Genomic DNA, 26,638 nt, shown 5'->3' with positions numbered 1-26,638 from the left:
CCACCAATGAAGTTCACCGACGGTCTCTGGCAGTTGCGTCCCGGCGTCACCGCGCTGTACGCCGCCGAGGCCCACGACATCTGGGCGGAGGACGGGACGGTCACCGTGACCGCGCCCACCACCGTCATCCACCGCCGGGGCGACACGCTCAACCGGCCGGTGCTCTCGCTGACCCTGTCGTCACCGCTGCCGGACGTGATCCGCGTACGCGTCGACCACCACGTGGGAGGCGGCGAGGAACGCGGCTTCGACCTGCCCGGCGCCGAGGACGGCCACGGCGTCGTCAAAGCGGACGACACGAACGGGACGACGCTCACCAGCGGCGCGCTGAGCGCGACCATCGCGCCCGGAGCCCCGTGGAACCTGTCCTTCCACGGCGACGGACGCCCGCTGACCGCCAGCGGGCACAAGTCCATCGGCTACTTCCGGCTCACCGAGGACGCGCACGTCGATTCGGCGCCGGTCGGCGCCGCCCGCTCGTCCGTCCACCTCGCCCAGCAGCTCTCGCTCGGCGTGGGCGAGGTGGTCTACGGGCTTGGCGAACGCTTCGGGCCGCTGGTCAAGAACGGCCAGACCGTGGAGATCTGGAACGCCGACGGCGGGACCTCCTCCGAGCAGGCGTACAAGAACGTGCCGTTCTACCTGACCAGCCGCGGATACGGCGTCTTCGTCAACCATCCGGGGCATGTCTCGTACGAGATCGGGTCGGAGGCGGTGCAGCGCGCGCAGTTCTCGGTCGCGGGAGAGAGCCTCGAGTACTTCGTGATCTACGGGCCGACGCCCAAGCGGATCCTCGAACGCTACACCGCGCTCACCGGCCGTCCCGCCCGCCTGCCCGCGTGGTCCTACGGCCTGTGGCTGTCGACCTCGTTCACCACCGACTACGACGAGCGGACGGTGACGTCCTTCATCGACGGCATGGCCGAGCGCGACCTGCCGCTGTCGGTCTTCCACTTCGACTGCTTCTGGATGCGCGAGTTCAACTGGTGCGACTTCGCGTGGGACCCGCGCGTCTTCCCCGACCCCGAGGGCATGCTCGCCCGCCTGCGCGCGAAGGACCTGCGCGTCTGCGTGTGGATCAACCCCTACATCGCCCAGCGCTCGCCGCTGTTCGCCGAGGCGGCCGAGCGGGGCTTCCTGCTGAAGCGTCCCGACGGATCGGTCTGGCAGTGGGATCTGTGGCAGCCCGGCATGGGGCTGGTCGACTTCACCAACCCCGAGGCGACCCGGTGGTTCCAGTCCAAGCTGCGCGCGCTTCAGAATCAGGGAGTCGACGCTTTCAAAACCGACTTCGGGGAGCGCATCCCGCTCGACGTCGCCTATTTCGACGGGTCCACGCCCGAGCGGATGCACAACCTCTACACCCACCTCTACAACACGGCCGTGTTCGAGGTGCTGGAGGAACAGCGCGGCCGGGGCGAGGCGGTGCTGTTCGCGCGGTCGGCGACCGCGGGCGGCCAGCGGCTGCCGGTTCACTGGGGCGGCGACACGGGGTCGAGTTATGAGTCCATGGCGGAGACCCTGCGCGGCGGCCTGTCGCTCGCCTTCTCCGGCTTCTCCTTCTGGAGCCACGACATCGGCGGCTTCGAGGGCACCCCGGATCCCGGCGTCTTCAAGCGCTGGGTAGCCTTCGGACTCATGTCCTCCCACTCGCGGCTCCACGGCTCCTCGTCCTACCGTGTGCCCTGGGCCTTCGACGAGGAGGCGGTCGAGGTGACCCGGCTGTTCACGAAACTCAAGCTCCGCCTGATGCCGTACCTGTTCCAGGTGGGCCTCCAGGCCCACGAGAGCGGGACGCCCGTCATGCGGCCGATGGCGATGGAGTTTCCCGAGGATCGCAACGTCGCCCACCTCGACACCCAGTACATGCTGGGCCCCGACCTGCTCATCGCGCCGGTCTTCAGCCCAGACGGTACGGTCGAGGTCTACCTACCGGACGGCACGTGGACGAACCATCTGACAGGCGAGCGCGTCGAGGGCGGACGCTGGCGCACCGAGACGCACGGCTTCACCTCGATGCCGATCTACGTACGCGAGGGCGCCGTCCTGCCCATCGGGGCCAGGGCCGACCGGCCGGACTACGACTACCTCGACGGCCTGACCCTCCGCGTCTACCCGGGCCCGGACGGCGAGACCACTCTCACGGTCACCGACCAGGTGTTCACCATCACCCGCTCCGGTGGCCAGGCTTCCATCTCTTCTTCCCTCGCCTCCGGCTGGACCTACGAACTCGCCTGACGGCGCCACGAAACGAGGACCCTTCATGACGCCCAACGGCGACGACTACCGCGAATCCGGCCTGACCTTCCCCGCCGGTTTCCTCTTCGGCTCCGCCACCGCCGCGTACCAGATCGAAGGCGCGGCCACCGAGGACGGGCGCGGGCCGTCCATCTGGGACACCTTCTCGCGCACACCCGGCAAGGTGTGGAACGGCGACACGGGAGACGTGGCCGACGACCACTACCACCGTCTCGAAGAGGATCTCGACCTCATGAGCGAGCTCGGGCTGGAGGCCTACCGCTTCTCGATCGCCTGGCCGCGCATCCAGCCCACCGGTCGCGGCCCGGCCAACCCGAAGGGGCTGGACTTCTACAGCCGCCTCGTCGACGGCCTCCTCGCCCGCGGGATCACCCCTGTCGCCACCCTCTACCACTGGGACCTGCCCCAGGCGCTCGAGGACGAGGGCGGCTGGACCGACCGCCGGACGGCGTACGCCTTCGCCGACTACGCCCGCATCGTCGGCGAGGCGCTGGGCGACCGCGTCGCCGTGTGGACGACCCTCAACGAGCCCTGGTGCTCGGCCTACCTCGGCTACGGCTCGGGCGCGCACGCCCCCGGCCGTACCGACGGCGCCGCGGCTCTCGCGGCCGTGCACCACCTCAACCTGGCGCACGGCCTGGCCGTCCAGGAGCTGCGGCAGGTGGTCACCAACGCGCCCCAATACGCGATCACCCTCAATTTCCACGTCCTGCGGGGCGAGGGTGACGGCGGCGAGGAGGCCGTGCGCCGCATCGACGCCCTGGCAAACCGCGCCTTCACCGGGCCGCTGCTGCGCGGTGAATACCCGGCCGACCTGCTCAAGGACACCGCCGGCGTCACCGACTGGTCCTTCGTCCACGAGGGTGACCTCGCGGTCATCCACCAGCCGCTCGACCTGCTCGGCGTCAACTACTACTCGACCACGACCGTACGTCTCTGGGACGGCGCGAGCCCGCGGCAGAGCAACGACGGCCACAAGGACATGGGCGGCTCGCCCTGGCCGGGGGCCGACCAGGTGGAGTTCGTCGCGCAAGCCGGACCGTACACCGACATGGGCTGGAACATCGATCCGGGCGGCCTGGAGGAGCTTCTTCTCCACCTGCACGCCGAATTCCCCGGCCAGCCCCTCATCATCACGGAGAACGGCGCCGCCTTCCCGGACGAGCTCACCGTCGAGGCCGACGGGACGCGGGCCGTGCACGACGCTCTGCGTACCGACTACCTCCGGCGCCACTTCGTGGCCGCCCACCGCGCGCTCCAGGGCGGCGTCGACCTGCGCGGGTACTTCGTGTGGTCCCTCATGGACAACTTCGAGTGGGGGTACGGCTACTCCAAGCGGTTCGGCATCGTGCACGTCGACTACGACACGCTGCGGCGTACCCCGAAGGACAGCGCGCACTGGTACCGCGCTCTCATCACCGACCGCACCATCCCGGCGCTGCCCTGACATCGCGGCCGTCCCCCCCTCTCGACCGGTTCAATCGGTCGAGAGGGCTCGTGGGCGGGAATCCGTACGCTGCCTCCCCGCAACGACATCGCCATCTTCTATGCCGATGACGGTCAAACGGCCCCGTGACCCGGCTTGATCCGCCTGGACCGCATCGACACTGGTCTCCAGATCATCAGCAAGGAGACCCGATGCGTGGCGCCGTACTGCACGCTCCCCGTGACGTCCGGGTGGAAGAGCGCGAGGACCCGAAGATCCTCACCCCCACCGACGCGATCATCCGCCTGCCCGCGACCTGTGTCTGCGGGTCGGACCTGTGGCCGTATCGCGGGATCGACGCCGTCCAGGAACCGTCCCCGATGGGTCACGAGTACGTCGGCATCGTCGAGGAGGTCGGCAGCCAGGTCACGACGATCCGGCCGGGCCAGTTCGTGATCGGGTCCTTCTTCGCCTCCGACAACACCTGCGAGATCTGCCGGGCCGGCTATCAGAGCTCCTGCGTTCACCGGGAGCTGATGGGCGCGCTCGGCGCCCAGGCGGAGCTGCTGCGTGTACCGCTCGCCGACGGCACGCTCGTCGCCACCCCGGAGATCCCCTCACCGGATCTCATTCCCAGCTTCCTGGCCGCGTCCGACGTGCTGGGCACCGGCTGGTTCGGCGCGATCGCCGCGCAGGCCGCCCCCGGCAAGACGGTCGTGGTCGTCGGGGACGGCGCGGTCGGCCTGCTCGCGGTGCTGGCCGCCAAGCAGCTCGGCGCGGAGCGGATCATCGCGATGAGCCGCCACGAGTCCCGGCAGCGGCTCGCCCGCGACTTCGGCGCGACGGACATCGTCACCGAACGCGGCGACGAGGGGGTAGCGATGATCAAGGAACTCACCGGCGGCCTCGGCGCCCACTCGGTCATCGAGGCCGTCGGCACCCAGGAGTCGATGATGCAGGCCATCCGCTCCACCCGCCCCGGCGGCTACGTCGGCTACGTGGGCGTCGCCCACGACGTCGCGCTGCCCGGAGAGGAGCTGTTCTTCTCCCATGTGCACCTGCACGGCGGGCCGGCCCCGGTCCGTCAGTATCTGCCCCAGTTCGTCGACCTGATCTTGGATCGCCAGATCGACCCCGGCAAGGTCTTCGACCTCGAACTACCGCTGGAGCAGGCCGCCGAGGGCTACCGGGCCATGGACGAACGCCGCGCCATCAAGGTCCTCCTGCGCCCATAGAATCCCGCCCACGCGGCGGCGGCCCCCGATGACATGGGGACCCTTTTGAGCCGCCGCTTGCTTTACTGCGCGACGTGGGCGAGGGTACGCATGAGCTCCGTGGCGAAGGCGGGGACGTCGGTGACGAATCCGATGTGCCCACCGGGTAGCTCGACCACGTCTCTGCCCAGGTGCCGGCCCAGCTCCACGGTCGCCTCGTAGCACGGGCGTCCCTGTGATCGGCGGCCGGCCGCGGGGATGACGCGGTCGGCGTGCGGGGCGAGCGCGGCGAGATTCACGGGGGCGGGCGGGTACTGGCGCAGCTCGTGCTCGAACCAGTAGGCGGCGTTGGCGTCGTTCCTGGGAGCTCGGGCCATGTGCTGCTGATCCGATGGCGCGAACGTCCGTTCTCTGAACGCCCGCATCGCGGGCTCGATCCCTTCTCGCAGGTACAGGGCGTACACCTCGGAGAAGACCTCCGCCCACTTGTCGCCGTCAGGGAGCAGCCGCAGGGCGGGCGGCTCGTACGGGATGAGCGCGCGCACCACGGACGGGCGGCGGGCCAGGAGTTCCAGGGCGACGGTCGCCCCGGAGCTGGCGCCGAAGACGATCGCCGGGTCGGCACTCAGATGCTCGATCAGGCGCCGTACGTCGTCGGCGTCGGTTTCCAGGCGGCGGTCGTAGTCCTGCGGACCGTCGAGATGACTCCGGGAGAAGCCGCGGCGGTCGTAGACGACGACGGTGTGCCGCGCGGCCAGCTGCGGGATGAGCGCCCGGTAGACGTCGGCCACTCCGGGCGCTCCCGTGATCAGGACCATCACGGAGCCGCTGCCATGGGTCTCGTAGTAGAGGCGGGCCCCTGGGACTTCGAGAGTGCTCATGCGATGTGGACTCCTCGTGGGCTCTGCGGTTTTGCGATACAAAGTGTATATACCAGATTCACCTTGTCCACTTGGAGAGACAGAGCAGTCGCCCACCAGGATCCGATCTCGAAAGGACGGCCATCCAAAGCGCCGAAGCTCACCTCACGCTCGGCCTCACCCTGGCCGCCGTCCTGGCCGTGGCGCCGCACGCGAGCCTGGCGGCCGGCGTGTTCGTACCGTCGGGCAAGAGACACACCGTCGTAGGGCGGCGATCCGCCACACGTCTGCGTGGTGACGATCCACGCGGCACATCACGTCTCCACGACGTCGCAACCGGCCGCTTCCATGGCGGCCCGCACCTCCAGCTCGTTCACGGGGCCGTCGGTCAGGATGCTCACCCGAGATTGCGCCGGATCGACGTCCACCCCCACAACTCCCGGCACCTGGATGAGCTCCGCCTTCACGGCGCCAAGGCAGTGGGCGCACGTCTCCGGCGACAGGGCGGCGACACGATAGGCGACAAGGCTGTACGCAACGGTGATCACTGGGATTCCTCCTCGTTCGCGGCGATGATGTTTCGCCTCACTCCCCGATCGTGCTGCAGGCCAGGGTGCTTGTGGAGGGTGCGAGAGATTCCGAAGTAGGACATGGCGGAAATCAGAACTCTTTGCCGACAAAGGGGCTTATATGCCAATGTGCAGGGTTGATCCAACATGAAGGGAGTCGGGTGGACAGCGGGGCATTTTCCGGGGACGACGGTGTTGCGCGCTCTCTGTACGTCCGCATGCGCCAGGGAGGCGAGTCGCTTTCCGAAGCCGCGGCGAAGCTGAGCCTGACAGCGGCGGACATCGACCGGGCCCGCGACGAGCTCACCCGGCTCCACCTGCTGAACCCGGAGACACAGGCCGCCGCCGACCTGACCGCCGCGCTCAATCGCAGCCTGCAAGGCAGCCATCGCATGCTCGACGACCTCGTCGAGCAGCACGTCAAGATCGCCAAACTGGCCAAGCACTACCTCGGCCTGCCCGAGCGGACGGACAACCACGCCGACATTGAGTATTTCCCCTGGCCCGGCCACCGCCGGCAACTCCACGATCGGCTCAGCGAGCTGTCCGAACTGGCCGAACACGAGGTGCTCGGCATGCACCCGATCGCGGTCTGGACGCGTGAATCTCTCGACGCGGGCTTGGCGCGCAGCGAGGCGAACATCCGCAACGGCGTACGGTTGCGGAGTCTGCACGCCCAGATCGCCATGTCGAACCCGCTGATCCGCGAGTACATGGTGCGGTGGCGGGAGCTGGGCATGGAGGTACGGGTCACCCCGGTGATCCCCGCACGCATGGTCATCTACGACCGTACGACCGCCGTCGTCCAGACCGACCCTGACAACCTGGAGGCCGGCACTGTCCTGATCCGAGGCGCCGGCGTGGTGAAATCCCTCGCGGCGATCTACGACTACTGCTGGACGACCGCCTCCGAGCCCGAGGACGTGCCCCGCTCCGCCGACGGCTCCTCACTCACCGAACAGCAGCGCGCGGTGCTGCGCATGCTGGCCGCCGGCATGAAGGACTCCGCCATCGCCCGCGGCATGGGCGTCTCCACCCGTACCGTCACCCGCGTGGTGGGCGAGCTGACGGTGCTGCTGGGAGCGGGCAGCCGCTTCCAAGCAGGCGTCCGGGCGGCCCGGCTCGGCTGGCTCGACACCGACTGACCGCGCGCCGACGACCTGCGCCACGTACGGGAGCGGCGAGGCACCGTCCTGGCCGCTCCTCACTCCGTCAGTCGCCCAGAATCTGGGCCGTGGGCTGGGGCTGCTGCCACATGTCACGGCCGTTGCTCCACAGCTCGGTGGCATGGTAGGCGAACCGGTCGAACAGGCCGTCGTCCTGGCACCGCCTCAGGTGCAACATGGGCGAGTCGTGCCCGACCAGCTTGGCCAGATGAGGCGTGACAAGCATGTCCGAGTCGAACTGGAACACACTCATGGCGATGTGCGCGTCCCCGTACCGCGCCTCGATCCCGGGAACGTCGCGCAGCTGCTTGATCTCCGACAGCGTGATCCGGATACGCGTGGAGACGGTCAACGGGACGTTCTCCACTGCCTCACGGCTGCGCGTGACATCGCTCTCCGGGTCGCCGACGAGAAACCGGATCTTGCAGCCCTGCTGAGCCTTCCGTTTGAGGACCTTTGCCAGGTTCGGGTGTTCCAGCCATAGGAAGTAGTTCGTGTAACCGGCGAACACGATCTCATTTCGCGCGGAGTTGATGAGGTTGCGCCAAATTGATGTCGGGCATGCCGAACGATACGGATAAGTGGTCAAGACTTCCTTGTCCGGCCCCATTTTCACCGCATTGCGAATTGCGTCTGGCCATAGCACGGCTGTCTCAACTCCTAGTGCCTCTGCGGCGGCCCACTGGTGCCGCAGGTGCGGGACACGAGTCTCGTCCTGCAGCCAGCGTTCCACCGTCTTGACGTCCACGCCACACCGGTCGGCCAAATCCTGGTTCGTGACCTGGGCGTTCAGCATGGCACTGCGTAGGGCGACGTTAGCCACGGGACACCTTGGGGTGGAGGACGCCAGGGACGTTTTGAGCGTAACGCCATAACGTCCTGGACGTCTAAATAACGCGGTTGGTTCGTCGCTCTTCAGTAAGCAGGCTGACCACATGTTCACGCCGGTAATTCTCGAAGACCTCCAGGAGACTTTTCCTGGTTGGCGCATTTGGCGCAGTTCCGCAGGACGCCTGTGGGCAACTCGAAACGGCCGACACCTATCGCCGCACGAGGTGGATCACGGTCTCTGCCAGACGGTCGACGCCGATGACATCGCCCAGCTCGCCGAGCAGTTGAGACAGCAGGACGCCGTAGAACGAGCACTGTGAACACTCTCTACGTCGAACACTCTCTACGTCGAACACTCTCTACGTCGAACACCCTCTACGTCGAACACCCTCTACGTCACGAGCGCCTCAACGGCGCGGCCCAGCGGCGTCCGCGACCGTACCCGCCAGGAATCGGACGAGTAGTCCCCGATGAGGCCCACCACTCCGTCCGCCCCCAGGGCCATGACCATCAACCCTCGGCCCCCTGCCGCACCTTGGCGTAGTGACGGGCAGCTCGCGCCCGGTTGCCGCAACCGGGTGAGCACCACTCGCGCCGTGCGGTGTCGCGGACGAAGTACAGCACGCAGCCCGGGCCATGGCAGGCGGACAACTGCTCACGTAGTGGCCCGGCGAACAGGTCGATGGCGTCTTCGGCCAGTGCGGCGAGGGCGGCGGCTACCGGGCGGCCCGCGGCGCGCACCGTCGTGTGCGGCTCAGGGGTGGTGCGCAACTCGCGCCAGCGCGGGGTCTGCCCCGCGTGACGATTGAGGGTCGCGACCACGTCCGCATCGGGTTCGCGGTCGTTGACGGCCGCGGCGGCGAGGGCTCGGACAGCGTCTCGGAGCTCCCTGGCCAGGCGCAGGTCACCGTCGGTCACGCCCTCGATGTCGGCATCGGTGAGTGCGACCGCGAGGCGTGGGCGCATGTCGCGCAGCCAGGCCGCCAGGTACTCGACGCTCCGCAAGCCATCCCTGCGGCGGCCCCTTACCGCGTACGTGGTGTTGCCGAGTTCGATGGACGGCGGTCCACCGAGGAACGGAGCGCCGCCATCCGCGAGGTGTGCCACTTCCACTCTTCTAACGCTATCTCCAGCTTGACACCGTTACAAACCACACGACATATTCTAATGGTCCACCGAGCGGTGAACCGTGAGAAATGACGCCTTCACACTGGAGATCCCGTATGAGCACACCGGCCCTGCAGACCGGGCACGTCGGCCTGAACGTGACCGATTTGCCGCGTTCCATTGCCTTCTACCGCCAGGTCTTCGACTTCGAGGTCATGAGCGAGCGGACCGACGGCGACCGCAGATACGCCTTGCTCGGCCGCGACGGCACCCTGCTGGTCACGTTGTGGCAGCAGAGCGGCGGTACGTTCGCCACCGACCAGCCCGGCCTGCACCACCTGTCGTTCCAGGCGCCCGACATCGAGGCGGTTCGTCGCGCCGAGGCCACCTTGCGGGAGCTCGGCGTACAGCCGGCCTATGACGGGATCGTCCCGCACGGCGAGGGCTCGTCGTCCGGAGGTGTCTTCTTCGCCGACCCGGACGGCATCCGCCTGGAGATCTATGCGCTGAGCGGCGCCGACACCGCGCCCGCGCCCACGCCGGGCGCACCGACCTGCGGCTTCTTCTAACAGAGGCGCCCGCGCCGGAAAGGGATCCCTCATGCTTCACCAAGGCGAACACGCAGTACAGCGCCGCGCCGGTCTGAGCACCGACGGCTTGGGATCAGCCGGCGTGCGGGCGACCATCCCGCCAGTGGCGGCGGAGTTCCTCAGCCGGCAGCGCCTGATGGTGCTCGCGGCCGCCGACGACACCGGCGCGGCCTGGGCCGGCGTGCTCACCGGCCCGCCCGGCTTCGCCACCGCCCCCGACGACCGTACCGTCATCGCCGACCGGCTTCCCGGCACCGGTGATCCGCTCGCGGACCTCTTCGACACCGAGCGGCCGGTGGGCATGCTCATGATCGAGCCGGCCACCCGGAGACGGATGCGGGTCAACGGCCGCGCCCGCCGTCACGGAGATCAGCTCCTGGTACGCACCGAACAGGTGTACTCCAACTGCCCGAAATACCTTCAAACTCGCGCCTACATCGACGACTCGCCCGCTGCGCGCAGGACCGCACTCGTCACCGGCGAACTCACCACCGGTCAACAGCAGTGGATCGCCGCGGCCGACACGTTCTTCATCGGCACCTATGCGGCTGGGCTCGGGGCCGACGCCTCACACCGCGGCGGCAACCCCGGCTTCGTCACAGTGCCCGGCAGCCGCCGGCTGACCTGGCCCGACTACGTGGGCAACTCGATGTACATGACGCTGGGCAACCTTGAGCTCGAGCCGCGCTGCGGGCTGCTGTTCCTGGACTGGGAGAACGGTCACACCCTGCACCTGACCGGCCGCGCCCGCGTCGACTGGGACCAGGACCGGGCGGCCGCGGTGCCCGGCGCGCAACGGCTGATCGACTTCGACGTCGAAAGAGTCATCCAGATCGCCGGTGGCCTCCCCCAGCGATGGTCCTTCGACAAGTACTCCAGGTTCAACCCCGCCTGAACACCCCGCAGCTGGGAGGCGGCCCGCGCCTGCCCCGTACAGGCCATCTACCTGGACGGGGACTGACCCAGGTGGCTGATCCGGGTAGAGCACTGGTACACCCACCTACCGTCACCTGCTGACCAAGGAGCACAAATGACCCGTCCACCTGTCCCGCCCTTCACCGCCGAGACCGCGCACGCCAAGGTGCAGGCCGCTGAGGACGCCTGGAACACCCGCGATCCGGAGCGCGTGGCACTCGCCTACACGCCGGACTCGATCTGGCGCAATCGCGACGAGTTCGTCACCGGCCGAGCGGAGATCATCGCGTTCCTGACCCGCAAGTGGGCCAAGGAACTCGATTACGCGCTCCGCAAGGACCTCTGGGCGTTCACCGGCGACCGGATCGCCGTCCGTTTCCAGTACGAATGCCACGACGCCGACGGACGATGGTGGCGCAGCTACGGCAACGAGCTCTGGGAGTTCGACGCCGATGGGCTGATGCGACGGCGCGAGGCGAGCATCAACGACCTCCAGATCACCGCCGAGGAGCGCCGCATCTTCGGCCCACGCCAGGCCGGCGATCAAGGCATGTCCATTCCGCTGGCATAGGCCCAGAACTGCCACAACGAGCCGACCCGGCGTCACTCGGCCGTGTGCAGAACTACCAGTCGCGCCAGATCCGTACGGGAGCCGATGCCCAGCTTCGGATAGATCTTGTACAGGTGATATTCGACCGTGCGCGGGCTCAGGAAGAGCTGGGCGGCGATCTGCTTGCTCGACAACCCGTCGGCGACCAGGCCCGCGATACGCAGCTCCTGCGGGGTCAGCGCGTCGAGCACGGCCGCGGGCGGGGCCTGCCCGCTCTCCCCCGCCGCCCGCAACTCCTCCTGCGCGCGCCGCGCCCACGGCCGGGCGCCCGCCCGTTCGAAGGTCTCCCACGCCGTCCGCAGACGCGTCCGTGCCTCACCCGGCCGCTGTGCCCTGCGCAGGCGCTCACCCAGCAGCAGGGCCGTCCTGGCCGCCTCGAACGGGTTGGTGTGCAGCCGCAGCGCCTCGCCGAAGGCGTCCTCGGACGACTCGACCAGGCCCCGGCAACGGGCCAACAGGGCGTGCGACTCGGCCGTAGCGGCGTGCGTCGACCACTGCTCGTACGCGGCCAGCACCGCCCGGGCGCCCGCCTCGTCGCCCGCGCCCACGGCGGCCTCGACGCGGTCCGGGGCCGTACGCCACACCACGGTCGGATGCCCGGCGCCCGGCCCTGCCGCGGTGATGGCCGTGAAACGGTCGTGCGCCGCCGCGAACCGGCCCAGGCACAGGTCGAGCAGCGCCAGCGCGTACGACGCGACGCCCGCGCGCAACCCGACCCGGTGCGGGACAGCGATGGCCAGCGCCTCGCGGGCCTGCCGCTCGCAGGGCTCCTCCTCGCCCCGCAGCGCCGCCACCACCGCCAGGTTGGCCAGGTGCGCGGCCACCGTGTTCTCATACCCGGCCTCACGAGCCAGCTCCAGGCCCTCCTCGGAGACGGCCTGGCTGCGCGCCAGCCGCCCCGCGATGCGCTCGGCCGTCGCCACGAACTCCAGCACGACCGGCAACTGGCCGCTCATCCCCGACACCCTGGCCACCTGCCCGGCCCGATCGGCCATCTCGGCGGCCAGGTCTCCCTCGCCCAAGTAACTGGCCGCGGCCGCCGCCCACAGGTACTCCGCCGCGTCCTCCAGCTCACCGACCCGGGCCAGCGCCCGCCGCAGCAGGCCCGGCCCGGCGGCGTCGCCGTCCAGCGTCAGCCCGATCCCGGCCACCGTGTCCCGCAGGAAGCCCTCAGGATGCGCTGCGGCCCGCCGGCCGAGCTCGGCGATGGCCGCCGTGTCGCCGACGTACGAGGCCGCCTCCACGGCATCGGCCAGCATGTCCAGGCTCTCACCCGCCGCCAGGATCCGTACGGCTTCGGCGGCGTTGCCCGAGTTCAGCTCGAATCGGCCCCGGAGCTGGGCGATCTCCATGGCCAGCATGGCGTCCCCGCCGGCCCGTTCGCGCGCCTCGGCCAGCAGCGACTCCGCCTGTCCCGGGCGGCCGCCGAGCCAGGCCGCGACGGCGGCGTCCTTCAGGCGGACGGCACGGGCGCGCGGCTCGGGGGTCAACTCGGCGGCCCTGGCCAGGGCGGTGGCGGCGGCGCCGTACCCGCCACGGTCTCGCGCCCGCTCGGCGGCGGCCACCAGCGCGGCGGCGACCTGCTCGTCCTGGCCCAGGGCCGCTTCGGCCAGGTGCCAGGCGCGGCGGTCATCCGAGGCCAGCTCCGCGAGGACGGCGTGCACGCGGCGGACGTCGGCGGGGGCGGCCGCCTCGTGCACCGCGGATCGGATGAGCGGATGACGGAAACGCACGCTCGTGCCCGACACCCCGGCCAACCCGGACTCCTCCAGCTCAGCCAGCGCCACCCGCGTGCTCGTACCGGGCCGAACCGCTTGCTCGGCCAAGGCCGTCCGCGTGCTCGTACCGGGCTGAACCGTTTGCTCGGCGAACAGCCGGTCGGTGGCGCGCAGGATCAGGTCGAGGTCGGCCTCGACGGCGGCGGCCAGGGCGACCAGCCGAGCAGGGGCGGACAGCGCGGCCACCTGATCACCGAAGAGCCGGGCACCACCGGGCAGCGGGTCGGGCAGCGGTTCGCGCCCGGCGAGCTGCGCGCGCGTCAGGCGAGCGGCGACCTCGCCCAGGGCGAGCGGGTTCGCGCGGGTCAACGTGACAAGCTCGCGTGCCACCTGGGCGGGCAGCACACCGCAGCGGGACTCCAGCAACTCGGCCGCGGCGGACTCGGACAGGCCGCGCACGTCCATCGTCAGCGGCACACCCTTGACAGCGGCGTCCCCGCGCACGGCGAACAACATCGCGATCCGTTCCGTCCCCAACCGCCTGGCGGCGAACAGCAGCGCGTCGGCCGAAGCCCGGTCCACCCACTGGAAGTCGTCGACCACGCAGATCAGCCCGTCCGGCGCGGCGGCCTCGGCCAGCAGCGAGAGCACGCCGGCCCCCACCAGGAACCGATCGCCCACACTGCCCGCGGCAAGCCCCAAGGCCGCGCTCACAGCCACGCGCTGCGGCTCGGGCAGCGCGTCGAGCGAGCCGGTCACCGGCCACAGCACCTGGTGCAGCGCCGCGAACGCGAGGTCGGACTCCGACTCGACGCCCGTGGTCCGCAACACCCGCATCCCGCCACCGCGCGCGGCCGCCGCGTCAAGCAGGGCGGTCTTGCCCGTCCCCGCCTTGCCCCGCAACACCACCGCACTCCCGAGGCCATCACGGGCCCGCGTGATCACCTCGTCGAGTGCGCTGATCTCCACAGATCTTCCATAAAGCACAAACACCCACTGTAGGAGGCCTCGGATGATCGCCCCGCCGACCGCAGGCCCGGCCTCACCCGTTAGGCCGGTATCTGCGACCTACACGGTCTCTTCTGCCGGCTCCAAGCCCACCAGTAGGTTGAAAGCGCCGGTCAGGAGATTGAGGGCGACGACGCCCACGATCTCCGCCACGATCCGGTCGCTCCAGCCATGCGCCCGCACCTCCGCGACGTCCTCATCCGTGATCGCCGACGGCTCGGCCAGCACGCGTACGGCCAGGGCGATGAGCGCCGCCTCCCTGGCGTCGGTGGACGTGCCCTGCCGGGCCAGCGCGATGTCACTCTCGCTGAGCCCCGCCGCGCGCCCGCCCTCGGCATGCGCCTGAAGGCAGTGGCCGCAGCCGATCCATTCCTGCACGGCGAGCGAGATCTTCTCGCTGAGCGCGCGGGGCAGCTTGACGCGCTTCATGGCGCGCGAGAGGTCCAGGTATCCCTGGAGCAGCGCGGGTGAGTGGGCCATGGTGGCGACCATGTCGCCCACGCCACCCCTCCTGCCGATGATGTCGTTCAGCAGCTCTCTGGATTTCTCCGGCGCCGCAGCGGGATCGAGGGGGGCCAACCGTCGCATATGTCCTCCTAAGGTTTCTCGGATACCCTACCCCCCTAATGTATGAAGGAGGAAGGCGATGGAGCGACGGCTCATGGAGCACCTGTCCTGCTGGCTTGGCGGCCGGCCTGCCACGAGCGGGCTGGACATCATCGGCACCCCCAAGCGCACCAGCCCAGGATGGGACGGCAAGATCCACCCGGCCCTGGGAGTCGCAAGCCCGGAGGGCGGCGTGTTGTCGGTCCCTGCCGAGCACGCCGCGACCGTGGCGGAGCAGTACGCCAAGGACGGCAAGGACCTCACCGCGTTGGGACCACGGATTCCCGGCCTGGTCGGCTTTCCCGAGCGCGGCTGGTTCACCGCCGTCTATCGGTGGACCACACACCCACCGCCTTTCCCTGACGCAGGCGTCTGGGTACCCGCCGATTCCCCGGAGACCCCCGAGTGGCTGCGACCTTTCGGCGGGGACGTCCTGATCGCCACGGATCCGGCGACTGGCGAACACCTGGCGGGAGTGGGGATCAAACGACACGACGCCCACGGGCACGAACTCGCCGTCGTGACCGCCCCCCAAGCACGCGGCCGTGGCCTGGCACGGAGGCTCGTCGCCCAGGCGGCCCGGCGGGTGCTGGACGAGGGCGCGATCCCCATCTACATGCACGATCCCGCGAACCTCGCCTCCGCCGCGGTCGCCGAAGCGGCGGGCTTCAGCGACCTGGGGTGGCTCGCCTTCGGCGCGACCGAGGCTCGCTAGCGCCAGCGAGCGGTATGACTACGATCGCCGGTAGGATCAGTGCATGATACGAGGCCTGGGTGAGCTCGAATCCACGATCATGGATTGGTTGTGGGCGCGGCGCCGACCGGCTTCCGTACGCGACGTGCTGGAGGGTCTGCGTCAGGAGCGGGTGATCGCGTACACCACGGTGATGACCGTGATGGACAACCTGCACACCAAGGGCCTGCTCAAGCGCCGGCCCGTCGGCCGGGCCTACGTCTACGAGACGGTCGCGTCGAAGGAGGCCTATACCGCCGGCCTGATGCGCAGCGCGCTGGCGGGCAGCGGCAACCAGGCCGCCACGCTCGTGCACTTCCTGGAGCAGCTCACTCCAGAAGAGGCCGCGGCGCTGGAGGCGGCGTTGCAGGTGTTCCCGCCCCGCGGAAGGCCGGCATGATCGCCGCCATCGTCCTGGCGCTCTACACGATCGTCGCCGCCATCTGGCTGCCCGAGCTGGGCCGGCGGGCGGCGCGCTGGGCCGAGCGGGCGCCGCGGCTGGCGATCGTGTTGTGGCAGGCGGCCGGCGTGTCGGTGGTCGCCTCGGCGGTGCTGGCCGCGCTGGCCTTCGCCGTGCCCGCGGACGTCGTTGGGCACGGCTTGGCCGAACTGTTCGCGATCTGCGCCGACATGCTGAGCGACGGTTCCGGCCTGACGTGGACGAGTGCCGTGGCACTGTCGGCGGCTGCCCTGCTCCTGGCCAGGGCCGCCTACTGTGGCGCGGCGGTGCTGCTCAGAGCCCATGTCGAACGTCGCGAGCACGCGGCCATGCTCGACCTCCTGGGCCGGCATGACAACGACCTGGGCGCGGTCGTGATCGACTACGCCGAACGACTGGCCTACTGCGTGCCCGGCAGGCGCGCCAAGATGGTCATCACCACGGGTGCGCTGCACACCCTGGCGCCCGAGCAGGTCACCGCGGTCCTGGAGCACGAGCGTGCGCACCTCCGCGGCCGCCATCACCTCGCGCTGGCCGCCGCCGAAGCCCTGGCCAGGGCGTTTCCCGGCGTCCCGCTGTTCGAGCGGGCCAGGACGGAGATCACCCGGCTGATCGAACTGTTGGCCGACGACGTCGCCGCCCGCCGCCACCCCCGCGCGCAGATCGCCGCCGCGCTGGTCCGCCTGGCCACCGGCCGAGCGCCCGCCTTCACCCTCGGCGCGGGCGGCGAGACGGCGCTCACCCGGGTACGCCGCATGCTCAACCCTGAGGCGCCGCTCCGCCGCCGAGAACGCCTGGCCGGGCTGGCGGCGGTCGCCGTACTACTGGGCGGGCCCGCGATGGTCGCGCTGGTGCCCGGCGTCAGCTCCTTCCTCGCCCATCACTGCCATTCGCTCTTCATGCTTTGATCTACCATCTGCCCTAGTAGACCAACCTCCCCACAGTGGTGCTGGCCGTGGCGTTGGCCTTCGTGTTGACGACGCCGGTGAACAAATGGCTGATCGGCCGGGGCAAGGGCCATGCGGTGATGCACCAGTACCACCACGGCCACTGAACGCTTGGCCCCTTTCATGCCGCTGGACCCTTTCTGCCGGGGATGAAGGTGATCGCGAGGGCGGCACACAGCGCCATCAGGACGGCGGACAAGACGAAGGCGAGGCCGTACCCGTCGGTGAGCGCCGCGCTCAGCGGCGTCCCCGCCTGGAGCCGATCATCGGTACGGGCGGCGGCCGAGGTCGCCAGGACCGCCAGCCCGAGCGCGCCACCGAGCTGGGCACTGACGTTGAGCACCGCGGCGGCCACACCGCTCTCGGACGACGGCACGCGGGACAGCGCGGCATCGGTGAGCGGCACGACCATGATCCCGTGTCCGACACCCACGACCACCATGGGCACGATCAGGCTCACGAGCAGCCCGGCGTCCGGCGAGATCCAGGCCAGCGGCAGCAGGCCGGCGGCGGCGACCAGCGCGCCGAACGCCAGGACCGGCCGCGCGCCCAGGCGGCCGACCAGCAACGGGCCGAGCCACGAGGCGCCGACCATGACGACGGTCATCGGCACGTACGCCAGACCCGTCACCAGCGCCGAAAAGCCGAGTACCTCCTGCATGAACAAGGTGGCCAGGTAGAACAGGCCGAACAACGCACTGGCCCGTACCACTTGGATCAGGTTGGCCCCCGCCACGGAGCGGATGCGGAACAGCCTGAAATCGACGACCGGCCGCCGCGCGACGGCGTTCTCGTGGACGGCGAAGTAGCCCAGCAACGCCGCCCCGACGAGCAGGAGCCCCCATTCCGCGCGCAGTACCGCGTAGATCAGTAGCCCGACCCCCAGCGTGACGGTCGCCGCCCCCACGACATCGAACCCCCGGCCCGATCGGGGCTCGCCACGCGCGGGCAGAACACGGCCGGCGGCCACCAGCAGCACGCCGATCGGCACGTTGATGAAGAAGATCCACCGCCAGCCCGGCCCGTCGGCGAGCAGCCCGCCCGCGACCAGTCCCAGCGCGCTGCTCACCGCCGTAGCCGTCCCCCACACGGCCAGCGCGCGGCTGCGCGGCCGCCCCTCGGGGAAGATCAAGGTGATCATGGCCAGGGTCATCGGCGCGACCAGCGCGGCCGCCAGCCCCTGCACGCCCCGAGCGCCGACCAGCGCACCGGCGCTCGGCGCCAGCCCCGCCACCAGCGACGCCCCGGTGAACAGCGCGATGCCGCCCATCAGGACCCGCCGATGGCCGAGCAGATCGCCCAGCCTCCCGCCGAGCAGCAGAAAACCCCCAAAAGGCACCATGTACGCGTTCACCACCCAGGACAGATCAGCCGCCGAGAAGGCCAGCTCGTCCTTGATCGCGGGTAACGCCACGTTCACCACCGTGCTGTCGACGGCGTCCAGCACTTGCGCCAGGCACAACGCGACCAAGGCCACCACATGCCCCCGCGTCCACACGAACTCCCGTGTCTTCATATCCCTCCTCGGAATGAACGCTCGCTCATACAGTATGAGCGAGCGTTCATTCTGGCAAGGCCGGTAAACTCCGGAGCCATGTCACCGCGCGGCGTCACCATCCCCGAAGTACGGCAGCAGCTCTTCGACGCCGCTGAGCAGGTCCTGCTGCGCGAGGGACCCTCCGGGCTGACCAGCCGGGCGATCACCCTGGAGGCCGGGGTCGCCGCCGGACTGCTCCACAACCACTTCGGCGACCTGGACAGCTTCCTGGCCGCGCTCTTCGTCGACCGGGCGCGGGCGGCGAACGGACGCCTCCGAGAGCTGGCCGCCCACGCCGGATCGGGGACCGTGGTGGACAACGTGATGGCGACCGTCGAGCCGCTGCTCGCCGGCAACCTGCTCGCGCTGGGCGGGCTCGCCCTGGCCAGGCCGTCCATGGTGAGCAAGCTGGGCACGCACGGCGAGGGGGCGCTGGAGCTGGATGCGAACGAGTGCGTGATCGCCGACTACCTGGAGGCCGAGCAACGGCTCGGCCGCATCCCCGCCGACGCCGACACCGCCTCAATCGCGCTCGCCCTGGTCGGGGCGGCGCATCAACTCCTGCTGACGCGCGGCCCGGACGCGCCGGACCTACGCGAGCGCATACGCCGCGTGGCGGACGCACTCCTCACCCGCTGACGCCCACGCGTGACAGACGCACTCCTCACCCGACGAAGCCCAGCGGCCCGTCGCGCTATCGGAGTCTCACGCTCCTCGCCCTGCTGCGACCCAGTGGCCCGTGGCGCTATTGGAGCCGCGCGAGGATCTTCTGCATCTGTTCCACTTCGGCCTGCTGCCCGGTCTCGATCGTGTCGGCGAGCCGCTTCGCCTCGTGGTTCTTCCCGCGTTCCCGCTCGGTGCGGGCCATGGTGATCGCGCCCTTGTGGTGAGCGATCATCATCTGGAGGAATGCCTTGTCGAAGGCGGAGCCCTTGGCGTCTTCCAGCTTCTTCATGTCCTCCGCGGACATCATCCCGGGCATGCCATGCCCCATACCCTGGTCCATGCCGCCGGACGGCAGCGGCTTGCCCCAGTCGGTGAGCCAGCCCTTCATGGTCTGGATCTCCGGGTCCTGAGCCGCCTTGATCTTCGCCGACAGCTCCTTGACCTCCTTGTCGGAGGCCCGCGTCTCGGCCAGCTCGGCCATCTCCACCGCCTGCTGGTGGTGCGGGATCATCATCTGCGCGAACAGCACGTCCGCGTCGTTGAATCCGGCTCCCGGCTGTGCGCTCGTCGTCGGTGTCGCGGCCGCCGGCACGACGTTGGGAAGGGCGGACGTGCTCCGGCCCGCCGTCATGCCGCCGCAGGCAGCGAGCAGGAGCGCTCCCGTCACCAAGGAAACGCCATTCGTGACCGCTGGTTTGGTGATCATCCCCGCTGAACCCCCCGATCGCAGGACATCAACCTGTGAGGAGGGGCTCCTACCCTGCCTAGAGGGGGCTCTCACCAGCGCGTTTCGCCCCGGCGACGAGCCTGGCCGGCTGCCCGGCGACCGGGCAGCCGGCACTGGCCGCCCTAGAGCCGGTCGAGGATCTTCTTCATCTGTTCCACTTCGGCCTGCTGGCCGGTCTCGATGGCCTTGGCCAGCTCCTTCGCCTGAGGGTTGGAACCCTGGGACTGCTCGGTGCGGGCCATGTCGATCGCGCCGTTGTGGTGGGCGATCATCAGCTCGGCGAACCGCTTGTCGAAGGCGGAGCCCTTGGCGTCTTCCAGCTTCTTCATGTCCTCCGCGGACATCATCCCGGGCATGCCATGCCCCATACCCTGGTCCATGCCGCCGGACGGCAGCGGCTTGCCCCAGTCGGTGAGCCAGCCCTTCATGGTCTGGATCTCCGGGTCCTGAGCCGCCTTGATCTTCGCCGACAGCTCCTTGACCTCCTTGTCGGAGGCCCGCGTCTCGGCCAGCTCGGCCATCTCGACCGCCTGCTGGTGGTGCGGGATCATCATCTGCGCGAACATCACGTCCGCGTCGTTGAACGTCGCCGCCGCCTGAGCAGTCTCCTGAGCACTCGCTTGAGCGCTCGCCGACGTGGCGGCCGGAGCGCTGGACATGGTGGACATGTCCTTTCCGTCCATCGAGGCGCTGTCCGTACCACCGCACGCGGCCAGCAGGATCAGCGCGGCACCCGAGGTGGCGACGACGGCGGAGAATTTCCCGATATTCATGAATATGGTGGTCTCTCTGAAGATTGACGTACATGGCTGATACCTCCCGGACGACCCTGGGGATCGTCCGCAGATGGATCGGCCTATGTACGCATCACCGAGAGCCCGGCGAGGGTAGGGGCCAGGCGACGTGGCGGCGACCTGGCCACTCCGCCCACCCATGGCTTCCTGGCGGCCATCGCTCCTGACCACGGCCGCATGCCGGCCCAGATCGCCGCGATCAACAACGCGACGATCAAGGGCAGCACGGCCAGGCACACATCGGTCGGATCCAGCCAGACCGAGCTCCCGGAGCCCAGCAAGGGCCCGCTGAGCACACCGACGAGCTCGGTCCCGCTCTCCGGCATCGCCTTCTCAGAAGTCTCCGTATGAGCCGGAGCGTACGAGCTGAAGGGCGAGGAGGTCTCACCGTGATGCGAGGCCAGATGCCCGATCGTGTGCATGCCCCAGACGCCCAGTACGAGCATCACCGGCAACAGCCATCGCGGGCAGAGAAGCAACGACCAGCGGGCCGATCCGCCCATGCGCCCCTCCTCCCCCGCACGCTGCTCAGTACTTGAGACCCGAGCGTGCGATCACACGCCGACTCGCTTCAACTATCACTCATAGTACTGCGCTCCCGGGCAGCGGAAGGCATATGCCTTGTTGTTCAGGCCGACAGCGCACCGCTCTTCACGTCGCCACCGCGGCTATGCGGGCTATGCGGCTATGGCAGCACTCTTTCCAGGAAAGCCTCGGCTTCTCCCAGGAGAGCCTGTCCTGGGTCTTCAACGCCTACGTCGTCGCCGGCATCGCCCCGGAGGAGTGGGTCGAGCTGACCGGCCGCCCCGTCCAGGGAATCGGCGCGGCATTGATCGCCCCCTCCGCGCTCACCCTGCTCATGATGCTCTTCGGCCACGACCCCAAGGAGCTCACCAAGGCCCTGGCTCTGTACAGCGCCGCGGCCCCGGCGGGCGGCACCGCGGGAGTGTTCCTCGGCGGCCTCATCACCGAATATCTGAGCTGGCCCTGGGTCTTCTACATCAACATCCCCATCGCGCTCGTCGCACTGCTGGCCGCCGGCCCACTGATGCCCGCCGCCCAAGCCCAGCGCGGCTCCATCGACGTGACCGGCGCGCTCACCGTCACCGCCGGTCTCGGCGCCGCGGTCTACGCCATCGTCCGGGCGCCCGAGATCGGCTGGGGTTCCGCGCAGACCTGGCTCGTGCCGGCCGGCGCCGTGGCTCTGCTGGCCGCCTCCGTCGCCATCCAGGCCCGCCGCCGCGAACCGCTCATGCGGCTGTCGATCTTCCGCACCCCTACCGCCGTACACGCCGAGCCCGCCACCACCCGCCGGTGACCTACCGCGGGCAAAGGAGAGTGACACCCAACACCGCGCCCGCCTCCTATGCTCTGGGAGCCGGGCGCGCCTTCTTGTCCCTGGACGGCACGCTTATCTCCCTATGAGATGACATCCGCTAGGCCAGATAGTATGTTCCGCCGACGAGAGCAATCACTGCGAACAGGCCAACCGGCCCTCCACCTTCTGTACTATTGCGCCCCAGGTTTGGAGTTTTACGAGGAGGCATCGTAGTGGCCGTGCCGACAAGGCTTGGGCAGACAGCTATGGCGGCGGCACTGGCCTCGGCCGTATTGCTCTCCAACCCCGGCGGTGCCGCCGCCGCGCCTCCGTCGCCCGCCAAGGCCAGGGCCAAGCTGGTGAAGCTGAACGAGCGGGCGGACGACCTGGTCGAGCGGCACAACCAGGCCACGGAGGCGTACAAGTCGGCCAAGAAGAAGTACGACGCTCTCAACGCCGAGATCGGCCGCAAGGATGATCGAGTCGCCACACTGCGCAGAGACCTCGTCACGGCGGCCGTCGGCGACTACCAGACCGGCCCGTTGACCTGGCAACGATTCGCTTTCCAGAACAGCCCGGAAACGACTCTGAGCAGCATGGCCTCTCTGGACCAGATCGCGCAGGACAGGGCCGCGAAGGTCCTCGCCTTCGAGGCGACCACCAAGGACCTGCGCGACAGCCGCGCCGCGGCCAAACGCGTCCTGGCGGATGCCGACACGGCGCGCGACAAAGTACGCGGCGAGAAGGAGCAGGTGGAAAAGCTCGTCAAGGAGCAGACCAAGCTGCTGCGCCGACTGGGCGCCTTCAAGACCGGCGACCCCAACAGCACGGGCATCCCGTACACCGGACCAGCCTCCGGCAACGCCCGCCTGGCGCTCCAGTTCGCCTTCGCCCAGATCGGCAAGCCCTACCAGTACGGCGCCGTAGGGCCGGGCTCCTACGACTGCTCCAGCCTCACCCAGGCCGCCTGGCGTAGCGCGGGAGTCGAGATCCCGCGCACCACGTACACCCAATGGAGCTGGGGCGCCAGCCGCCACGTCCCCCTCGACGCGTTGCAGCCCGGCGACTTGCTCTTCAGCAAGGGACTGGGGCACATGGGCATGTACGCGGGTAACGGGAAGATGGTCCACGCACCTCAGACGGGCGACGTCGTCAAGGTGGTCGATCTCGACGACTACTGGCGCAACCGCCTGCTCGGCGCCGTTCGCCCCTGACGGAGCTCAGCCCACGGGCTTGCGTGGCCTCAGCGCGTCGCGTAGTCGGCCAGGGAGGTTTCCAGCAGTCCGAACACCTGGTGGGCTGAGCGGGTCACTGTGGAGGCGACCTGGCGGTTGCTCCGCCCCTGCCTCGTGAGATCCATGATGTGCTCGAACAGGGTCCGGTGGGCGGCACCGAGCAGGGCTGCCGCCGCGCGGGCCGTGAGGTCGCCGGGGGCGGACGCGGTATCGGTGGCGAGGACTTGGGCAAGGGCGTCTTCGCGCTGGTCGTGCAGGTCACGCAGCCGGGCGGTAAGGGTGGGGCTGTCGCTGATCATGCGGGCGAAGCCCTGACTGGAGAAGCCGATGACGGCATCGTGCCGCTCCACCCCGGCAAGGAACTCGCGACGCAGGGCGGCCAGCGCGGACTCGCCCGCCGACCGGTCGGCGACGGTGCGGGCCAGACCGGCGGCGAACGTCTCGTGATAGTCGAGGGCCAGGTCTTCCTTGCGGGGGAAGTAGTTGGTGACGGTCATCTTGGCCACCTGGGCGGCGGCCGCGATCTCGGTGATGGTCACCGCCTCGAAGCCGCGCTCGATGAACAGTCTCGTCGCGGCATTGGAGATCACCTGCCGCGTCTGCTGCTTCTTGAGCTCGCGAAGTCCCGTGGCCATGACACCACATCCTCTCATAGGCCGATCATAAATCGATGCTTGACACATTTTTATGTCGATCCTAAGTTTATGTCTCACCCAAGCAACACGGGAGAGAATCCTTGAACATCCCCGCAGGTTCCGACGAGACCGCAGCGGTCATGGCGCAGATGCGCGCGCTGGCAGCAGGGACGCCGGAGCCGCCCATGGACGCCGATTTCACTGCGGCGCTTCCGCGCATGCAGGAGGCCGCCGGGCAGTGGGTGAACACCTCTGGGCGTTCGGCGGCGGAGGCCGGTATCACGCTGTACATCCACGGCGGCGGCTTCGCGCACACCGAACCCCTGATGGAACGGCTCATGGCCGGCCACCTGTCCAAGGCGACAGGCCGGCCGGTCTTCGCGGTGGACTACCGGCTCGCCCCTGCCCACCCCTACCCGGCGGCGCTCGACGACGTGACGGCCGTCTACAGCAGGCTGCTCGATCAGGGCGTACCGGAGTCCCGGATCGTCCTGTTCGGTGAGTCGGCAGGCGGCACCCTCGCCCTGTCGGCGCTGCTGGCACTCAAGGAGAGCGCAGCCCCGATGCCGGCCGCGGTGATCGCGGTGTCCCCCTTGACCGATCTGACCCTGTCCAGCCCGTCGCTGGACACCAACGACGAACGAGACATGATCAATCGGGCGGTACTGAAGGGCGTCACCACCCAATACCTGGCAGGAGCGCGACCGGATCTGGCGCCTCAATCCCCCCTGTACGGCTACCTTCGTGGCCTGCCGGCCCTTCTGCTGATAGCCGGTTCCGCGGAGGTGCTGCTCGACGATGCCCGGCGCTTCGCGGCAGCCGCCTCGGCAGCGGGAACAGCGGTCACCCTCGATGTCTACGAGGGCATGCCCCATGTCTTCCACCTGGCGATGTTGCCGGGCGTACCCCTTCCCACCACGACCACGTTCCTCCGCCGCCTGGCGGAGTGGACCGAAGAAAGGCAGCGATGAGCCCAGAAGAGCCTCTTCGCCTGATGAGCGTGCACGCCCACCCTGACGACGAGTCGAGCAAGGGCGCGGCGACACTCGCCAAGTACGCCGCGGAGGGTGTGGACGTCCTGGTGGTCACCTGTACGGGCGGGGAGCGCGGCGACGTGCTGAACCCCGCGATGGACCGACCCGGCGTACGGGAGAACCTGACCGAGATCCGGCGGGCCGAGATGGCGGCGGCCAGGGAGATCCTGGGCGTCCGGCAGCACTTCCTGGGCTTCATCGATTCGGGCCTGCCCGCGGCCGGTGAGCCGCTGCCGGACGGCTGCTTCGCCCTCCAGCCGCTGGAGGAGGCGGCCGGGCGGCTGGTGGCGTTGATCCGCGAATTCCGCCCGCACGTGATCGTGACCTACGACGAGACCGGCGGATACCCACACCCCGACCACATCAAGACGCACCAGGTGACCGTGGCGGCCTTCGACGCTGGTCGCCACTCGGGAACGGGCGAACACTGGCAGCCGCTCAAGCTCTACTATCTGGGCACCCTGTCGCGAGCCTGGTTCCAAGCCATGCACGATGCCCTGACAGCGCGCGGGATCGACTCGGGAATGGAGGCCGTGCTGGCAGAGCTCCCGGACGACGCCCCCGCCCTGGAGATCACTACCCGCATTGCCTGCGCGGAGTACTTCGAGGCCCGGGACCGGGCGTTGCTCGCCCACGCCACGCAGATCGACCCCGCTGGCGGATTCATGCTCCACGATCGAGATGTGGAGCGGGAGGTATGGCCTGTCGAGGACTATCACCTCGCTCGGTCCCACGTCGACGGCACGCTTCCCGAAGACGACCTGTTCGCCGGCCTGCGGCCGGTCACGAGTGACACTCTGCTCGACCACATTCGATCCGGCCCGCGGTGACGACCACGTCCCGAACGCGGGCCCCTCCGGGCCGCGGCGTCTTCAGGCCCGAGACGAATTCCTCCAGCCTGGCCGGTCTGCCAGGCCCGCTTCAACAGGACGGTTCAGGCTTGGCCCACCACCGCCACCGGGCAAGGCGCGTGCTGGAGGAGGTAGCCGGCGGCTCCGTGACGCATGGCTCCTGTGCGTCCGATGACCACCAGCGTGGCGTGGCCGGCGGCGTCGTACGGCTGAACGCGCACGCCGGGATGGCGCGCCGCCCACTGGGAGAGGTCGCCCGGGGAGGCGATCGGGAGCCGGCGCAGCGCGGCTTCGCCGAAGGCGAAGTCCAGCACGGCCGCCTCCGGATCCTTGCTGGTCACGACGACCGGGCCGGGCCGGGCCGACGCGGGCAGCGGACCCGGGCCGCGTACGACGATGACCGGACAGTCGGCGTGGGCGGCGACGTACCCGGCGACCGAACCGACCACCGCCCGGGGCAACGCGCTCAGGCCGCGGGAGCCGACCACGATGAGGGCGGCGGCGTCGGAGAGCTCGACGAGGCGCTGCGCGGCGGCCCCTTCGTGCAGATCGGTGTCGACGCGCACGCCCGAGCTGGTGGAGCGGGCGCACTCGGCACCGTGCCACAGAACGTGCTCGGCGGCCTTGCGCAGGTGGGCCTTGGCGTCCTCGTCCGCCTCACCGTAGGGCCACTGCCAGGCATGGGCGACGGTCAGCGGCAGCCGCCTGAGCTCTGCCTCGTCCAGCGCCCAGTCCAGGGCCTGCATGGAGAAGTCCGAGCCGTCGTAGCCGAGCACGATCTCGTTCATACCGCCAGCCTGACGCGTGCGCGGGCCGGCGGGTAGGGACCTTGGTCCCGCGGGC

The 26,638-nt window shown here is 69.4% G+C and carries 27 protein-coding genes; 15 read left to right on the top strand and 12 right to left on the bottom strand.

The window, feature by feature from the left end; genetic code table 11:
* The first annotated feature begins 6 nt into the window (after nt 1-6).
* From yicI to ACIBO2_RS26505, 3 genes are all read left to right on the top strand, one after another.
* Entirely contained in the window at nt 7-2,238 is a 2,232-nt protein-coding gene (gene yicI, locus ACIBO2_RS26515; protein WP_358556670.1) for an alpha-xylosidase, read from the top strand.
* A gap of 25 nt (nt 2,239-2,263) precedes the next feature.
* A complete protein-coding gene (locus tag ACIBO2_RS26510) occupies nt 2,264-3,706 on the top strand; it encodes a GH1 family beta-glucosidase (protein WP_397300139.1) in 1,443 nt (480 codons plus the stop codon).
* 191 nt (nt 3,707-3,897) lie between these two features.
* The gene (locus tag ACIBO2_RS26505) at nt 3,898-4,920 is read left to right on the top strand and encodes a zinc-dependent alcohol dehydrogenase family protein (RefSeq protein WP_358556675.1); all 1,023 of its coding nucleotides are present in this window, start codon (nt 3,898-3,900) and stop codon (nt 4,918-4,920) included.
* 62 nt (nt 4,921-4,982) lie between these two features.
* Here ACIBO2_RS26505 and ACIBO2_RS26500 read toward each other — a convergent pair whose 3' ends face one another.
* The gene (locus ACIBO2_RS26500) at nt 4,983-5,780 is read right to left on the bottom strand and encodes an alpha/beta fold hydrolase (protein ID WP_358556678.1); all 798 of its coding nucleotides are present in this window, start codon (nt 5,778-5,780) and stop codon (nt 4,983-4,985) included.
* Between the two features lie 293 nt (nt 5,781-6,073).
* Nucleotides 6,074-6,307 (bottom strand): cation transporter, encoded by a 234-nt coding sequence (locus tag ACIBO2_RS26495; RefSeq protein ID WP_358556681.1) that lies wholly within the window; start codon nt 6,305-6,307, stop codon nt 6,074-6,076.
* A 239-nt stretch (nt 6,308-6,546) separates the two neighbouring features.
* Here ACIBO2_RS26495 and ACIBO2_RS26490 point away from each other — a divergent pair, with 239 nt between their 5' ends.
* On the top strand, nt 6,547-7,473 hold the full coding sequence (locus ACIBO2_RS26490) for a helix-turn-helix transcriptional regulator (protein ID WP_358556684.1): 927 nt from the start codon (nt 6,547-6,549) through the stop codon (nt 7,471-7,473).
* A gap of 67 nt (nt 7,474-7,540) precedes the next feature.
* On the opposite strand, the gene ACIBO2_RS26485 is transcribed toward ACIBO2_RS26490, so the two are convergent.
* Together ACIBO2_RS26485 and ACIBO2_RS26480 are read right to left on the bottom strand one after the other, a co-directional pair.
* The gene (locus tag ACIBO2_RS26485; RefSeq protein ID WP_358556687.1) at nt 7,541-8,317 is read right to left on the bottom strand and encodes a hypothetical protein; all 777 of its coding nucleotides are present in this window, start codon (nt 8,315-8,317) and stop codon (nt 7,541-7,543) included.
* A gap of 518 nt (nt 8,318-8,835) precedes the next feature.
* A complete protein-coding gene (locus tag ACIBO2_RS26480) occupies nt 8,836-9,438 on the bottom strand; it encodes a CGNR zinc finger domain-containing protein (protein WP_358556690.1) in 603 nt (200 codons plus the stop codon).
* 110 nt (nt 9,439-9,548) lie between these two features.
* On the opposite strand from ACIBO2_RS26480, the gene ACIBO2_RS26475 reads away from it, so the two are divergent.
* The 3 genes from ACIBO2_RS26475 to ACIBO2_RS26465 all read left to right on the top strand — a co-directional run bounded on the left by ACIBO2_RS26475 (nt 9,549) and on the right by ACIBO2_RS26465 (nt 11,508).
* Nucleotides 9,549-10,001 carry a VOC family protein gene (locus ACIBO2_RS26475; RefSeq protein WP_358556693.1) on the top strand — a complete coding sequence of 151 codons (453 nt, stop codon included), beginning with the start codon at nt 9,549-9,551 and terminating at the stop codon, nt 9,999-10,001.
* A 103-nt stretch (nt 10,002-10,104) separates the two neighbouring features.
* Nucleotides 10,105-10,917 carry a pyridoxamine 5'-phosphate oxidase family protein gene (locus ACIBO2_RS26470; RefSeq protein WP_397300134.1) on the top strand — a complete coding sequence of 271 codons (813 nt, stop codon included), beginning with the start codon at nt 10,105-10,107 and terminating at the stop codon, nt 10,915-10,917.
* Between the two features lie 135 nt (nt 10,918-11,052).
* Nucleotides 11,053-11,508 (top strand): nuclear transport factor 2 family protein, encoded by a 456-nt coding sequence (locus ACIBO2_RS26465; protein WP_358556699.1) that lies wholly within the window; start codon nt 11,053-11,055, stop codon nt 11,506-11,508.
* Nucleotides 11,509-11,540: 32 nt separating this feature from the next.
* Here ACIBO2_RS26465 and ACIBO2_RS26460 read toward each other — a convergent pair whose 3' ends face one another.
* Entirely contained in the window at nt 11,541-14,252 is a 2,712-nt protein-coding gene (locus ACIBO2_RS26460) for a LuxR C-terminal-related transcriptional regulator (protein ID WP_397300131.1), read from the bottom strand.
* An 81-nt stretch (nt 14,253-14,333) separates the two neighbouring features.
* Nucleotides 14,334-14,861 (bottom strand): carboxymuconolactone decarboxylase family protein, encoded by a 528-nt coding sequence (locus ACIBO2_RS26455; protein WP_397300128.1) that lies wholly within the window; start codon nt 14,859-14,861, stop codon nt 14,334-14,336.
* A 58-nt stretch (nt 14,862-14,919) separates the two neighbouring features.
* Here ACIBO2_RS26455 and ACIBO2_RS26450 point away from each other — a divergent pair, with 58 nt between their 5' ends.
* The 3 genes from ACIBO2_RS26450 to ACIBO2_RS26440 are packed head-to-tail and all read left to right on the top strand — an operon-like array spanning nt 14,920 to nt 16,959.
* Complete coding sequence (locus tag ACIBO2_RS26450) at nt 14,920-15,594, top strand: GNAT family N-acetyltransferase (RefSeq protein ID WP_397300125.1); 675 nt, start codon at nt 14,920-14,922, stop codon at nt 15,592-15,594.
* A 43-nt stretch (nt 15,595-15,637) separates the two neighbouring features.
* Nucleotides 15,638-16,012: a BlaI/MecI/CopY family transcriptional regulator gene (locus ACIBO2_RS26445; RefSeq protein ID WP_357945898.1), complete on the top strand. Its 375-nt coding sequence runs from the start codon at nt 15,638-15,640 to the stop codon at nt 16,010-16,012.
* Complete coding sequence (locus tag ACIBO2_RS26440) at nt 16,009-16,959, top strand: M56 family metallopeptidase (protein ID WP_397300121.1); 951 nt, start codon at nt 16,009-16,011, stop codon at nt 16,957-16,959. The genes ACIBO2_RS26445 and ACIBO2_RS26440 overlap by 4 nt, the downstream gene beginning before the upstream one ends.
* A gap of 160 nt (nt 16,960-17,119) precedes the next feature.
* Here the strand turns inward: ACIBO2_RS26440 and ACIBO2_RS26435 are convergent, their stop codons facing one another.
* Nucleotides 17,120-18,514 (bottom strand): MFS transporter, encoded by a 1,395-nt coding sequence (locus ACIBO2_RS26435; protein WP_397300118.1) that lies wholly within the window; start codon nt 18,512-18,514, stop codon nt 17,120-17,122.
* A gap of 78 nt (nt 18,515-18,592) precedes the next feature.
* Here ACIBO2_RS26435 and ACIBO2_RS26430 point away from each other — a divergent pair, with 78 nt between their 5' ends.
* Nucleotides 18,593-19,174, top strand: a complete 582-nt coding sequence (locus ACIBO2_RS26430) for a TetR/AcrR family transcriptional regulator (protein WP_358556720.1) — start codon at nt 18,593-18,595, stop codon at nt 19,172-19,174.
* A gap of 106 nt (nt 19,175-19,280) precedes the next feature.
* On the opposite strand, the gene ACIBO2_RS26425 is transcribed toward ACIBO2_RS26430, so the two are convergent.
* From ACIBO2_RS26425 to ACIBO2_RS26415, 3 genes are all read right to left on the bottom strand, one after another.
* Nucleotides 19,281-19,868, bottom strand: coding sequence for a DUF305 domain-containing protein (locus ACIBO2_RS26425; RefSeq protein WP_397300114.1), 588 nt, complete (start codon nt 19,866-19,868; stop codon nt 19,281-19,283).
* 182 nt (nt 19,869-20,050) lie between these two features.
* The gene (locus ACIBO2_RS26420) at nt 20,051-20,701 is read right to left on the bottom strand and encodes a DUF305 domain-containing protein (RefSeq protein ID WP_358556726.1); all 651 of its coding nucleotides are present in this window, start codon (nt 20,699-20,701) and stop codon (nt 20,051-20,053) included.
* Nucleotides 20,702-20,784: 83 nt separating this feature from the next.
* A complete protein-coding gene (locus tag ACIBO2_RS26415) occupies nt 20,785-21,225 on the bottom strand; it encodes a hypothetical protein (protein ID WP_358556729.1) in 441 nt (146 codons plus the stop codon).
* Between the two features lie 176 nt (nt 21,226-21,401).
* Here ACIBO2_RS26415 and ACIBO2_RS26410 point away from each other — a divergent pair, with 176 nt between their 5' ends.
* Nucleotides 21,402-22,040, top strand: coding sequence for an MFS transporter (locus ACIBO2_RS26410; protein WP_397300110.1), 639 nt, complete (start codon nt 21,402-21,404; stop codon nt 22,038-22,040).
* A 239-nt stretch (nt 22,041-22,279) separates the two neighbouring features.
* Nucleotides 22,280-23,254 carry an NlpC/P60 family protein gene (locus ACIBO2_RS26405; RefSeq protein ID WP_358556734.1) on the top strand — a complete coding sequence of 325 codons (975 nt, stop codon included), beginning with the start codon at nt 22,280-22,282 and terminating at the stop codon, nt 23,252-23,254.
* A gap of 29 nt (nt 23,255-23,283) precedes the next feature.
* On the opposite strand, the gene ACIBO2_RS26400 is transcribed toward ACIBO2_RS26405, so the two are convergent.
* The gene (locus tag ACIBO2_RS26400) at nt 23,284-23,910 is read right to left on the bottom strand and encodes a TetR/AcrR family transcriptional regulator (protein WP_397300107.1); all 627 of its coding nucleotides are present in this window, start codon (nt 23,908-23,910) and stop codon (nt 23,284-23,286) included.
* Between the two features lie 101 nt (nt 23,911-24,011).
* Between ACIBO2_RS26400 and ACIBO2_RS26395 the strand changes: the two genes are divergently transcribed.
* The gene (locus ACIBO2_RS26395) at nt 24,012-24,881 is read left to right on the top strand and encodes an alpha/beta hydrolase fold domain-containing protein (protein WP_358556740.1); all 870 of its coding nucleotides are present in this window, start codon (nt 24,012-24,014) and stop codon (nt 24,879-24,881) included.
* The gene (gene mca / locus ACIBO2_RS26390) at nt 24,878-25,774 is read left to right on the top strand and encodes a mycothiol conjugate amidase Mca (RefSeq protein WP_397300103.1); all 897 of its coding nucleotides are present in this window, start codon (nt 24,878-24,880) and stop codon (nt 25,772-25,774) included. The genes ACIBO2_RS26395 and mca overlap by 4 nt, the downstream gene beginning before the upstream one ends.
* Before the next feature lie 104 nt (nt 25,775-25,878).
* Here mca and ACIBO2_RS26385 read toward each other — a convergent pair whose 3' ends face one another.
* Nucleotides 25,879-26,583 (bottom strand): universal stress protein, encoded by a 705-nt coding sequence (locus tag ACIBO2_RS26385; protein WP_358556745.1) that lies wholly within the window; start codon nt 26,581-26,583, stop codon nt 25,879-25,881.
* Between the last annotated feature and the right edge of the window lie 55 nt (nt 26,584-26,638).

This window comes from Nonomuraea sp. NPDC050022, assembly GCF_044460705.1.
Lineage (GTDB): Bacteria > Actinomycetota > Actinomycetes > Streptosporangiales > Streptosporangiaceae > Nonomuraea.
Note: the sequence above shows the minus strand (reverse complement) of the source record. Positions and strands in the feature narration are given on the sequence as shown.

Bases quoted from the DNA above. Each gene is read 5' to 3' on its own strand.
- yicI (WP_358556670.1), top strand. From the start codon at position 7: ATGAAGTTCACCGACGGTCTCTGGCAGTTGCGTCCCGGCGTCACCGCG.
- ACIBO2_RS26510 (WP_397300139.1), top strand. From the start codon at position 2,264: ATGACGCCCAACGGCGACGACTACCGCGAATCCGGCCTGACCTTCCCC.
- ACIBO2_RS26505 (WP_358556675.1), top strand. From the start codon at position 3,898: ATGCGTGGCGCCGTACTGCACGCTCCCCGTGACGTCCGGGTGGAAGAG.
- ACIBO2_RS26500 (WP_358556678.1), bottom strand. From the start codon at position 5,780: ATGAGCACTCTCGAAGTCCCAGGGGCCCGCCTCTACTACGAGACCCAT.
- ACIBO2_RS26490 (WP_358556684.1), top strand. From the start codon at position 6,547: ATGCGCCAGGGAGGCGAGTCGCTTTCCGAAGCCGCGGCGAAGCTGAGC.
- ACIBO2_RS26475 (WP_358556693.1), top strand. From the start codon at position 9,549: ATGAGCACACCGGCCCTGCAGACCGGGCACGTCGGCCTGAACGTGACC.
- ACIBO2_RS26465 (WP_358556699.1), top strand. From the start codon at position 11,053: ATGACCCGTCCACCTGTCCCGCCCTTCACCGCCGAGACCGCGCACGCC.
- ACIBO2_RS26455 (WP_397300128.1), bottom strand. From the start codon at position 14,861: ATGCGACGGTTGGCCCCCCTCGATCCCGCTGCGGCGCCGGAGAAATCC.
- ACIBO2_RS26450 (WP_397300125.1), top strand. From the start codon at position 14,920: ATGGAGCGACGGCTCATGGAGCACCTGTCCTGCTGGCTTGGCGGCCGG.
- ACIBO2_RS26445 (WP_357945898.1), top strand. From the start codon at position 15,638: ATGATACGAGGCCTGGGTGAGCTCGAATCCACGATCATGGATTGGTTG.
- ACIBO2_RS26440 (WP_397300121.1), top strand. From the start codon at position 16,009: ATGATCGCCGCCATCGTCCTGGCGCTCTACACGATCGTCGCCGCCATC.
- ACIBO2_RS26435 (WP_397300118.1), bottom strand. From the start codon at position 18,514: ATGAAGACACGGGAGTTCGTGTGGACGCGGGGGCATGTGGTGGCCTTG.
- ACIBO2_RS26430 (WP_358556720.1), top strand. From the start codon at position 18,593: ATGTCACCGCGCGGCGTCACCATCCCCGAAGTACGGCAGCAGCTCTTC.
- ACIBO2_RS26420 (WP_358556726.1), bottom strand. From the start codon at position 20,701: ATGAATATCGGGAAATTCTCCGCCGTCGTCGCCACCTCGGGTGCCGCG.
- ACIBO2_RS26415 (WP_358556729.1), bottom strand. From the start codon at position 21,225: ATGGGCGGATCGGCCCGCTGGTCGTTGCTTCTCTGCCCGCGATGGCTG.
- ACIBO2_RS26410 (WP_397300110.1), top strand. From the start codon at position 21,402: ATGCGGCTATGGCAGCACTCTTTCCAGGAAAGCCTCGGCTTCTCCCAG.
- ACIBO2_RS26400 (WP_397300107.1), bottom strand. From the start codon at position 23,910: ATGGCCACGGGACTTCGCGAGCTCAAGAAGCAGCAGACGCGGCAGGTG.
- mca (WP_397300103.1), top strand. From the start codon at position 24,878: ATGAGCCCAGAAGAGCCTCTTCGCCTGATGAGCGTGCACGCCCACCCT.
- ACIBO2_RS26385 (WP_358556745.1), bottom strand. From the start codon at position 26,583: ATGAACGAGATCGTGCTCGGCTACGACGGCTCGGACTTCTCCATGCAG.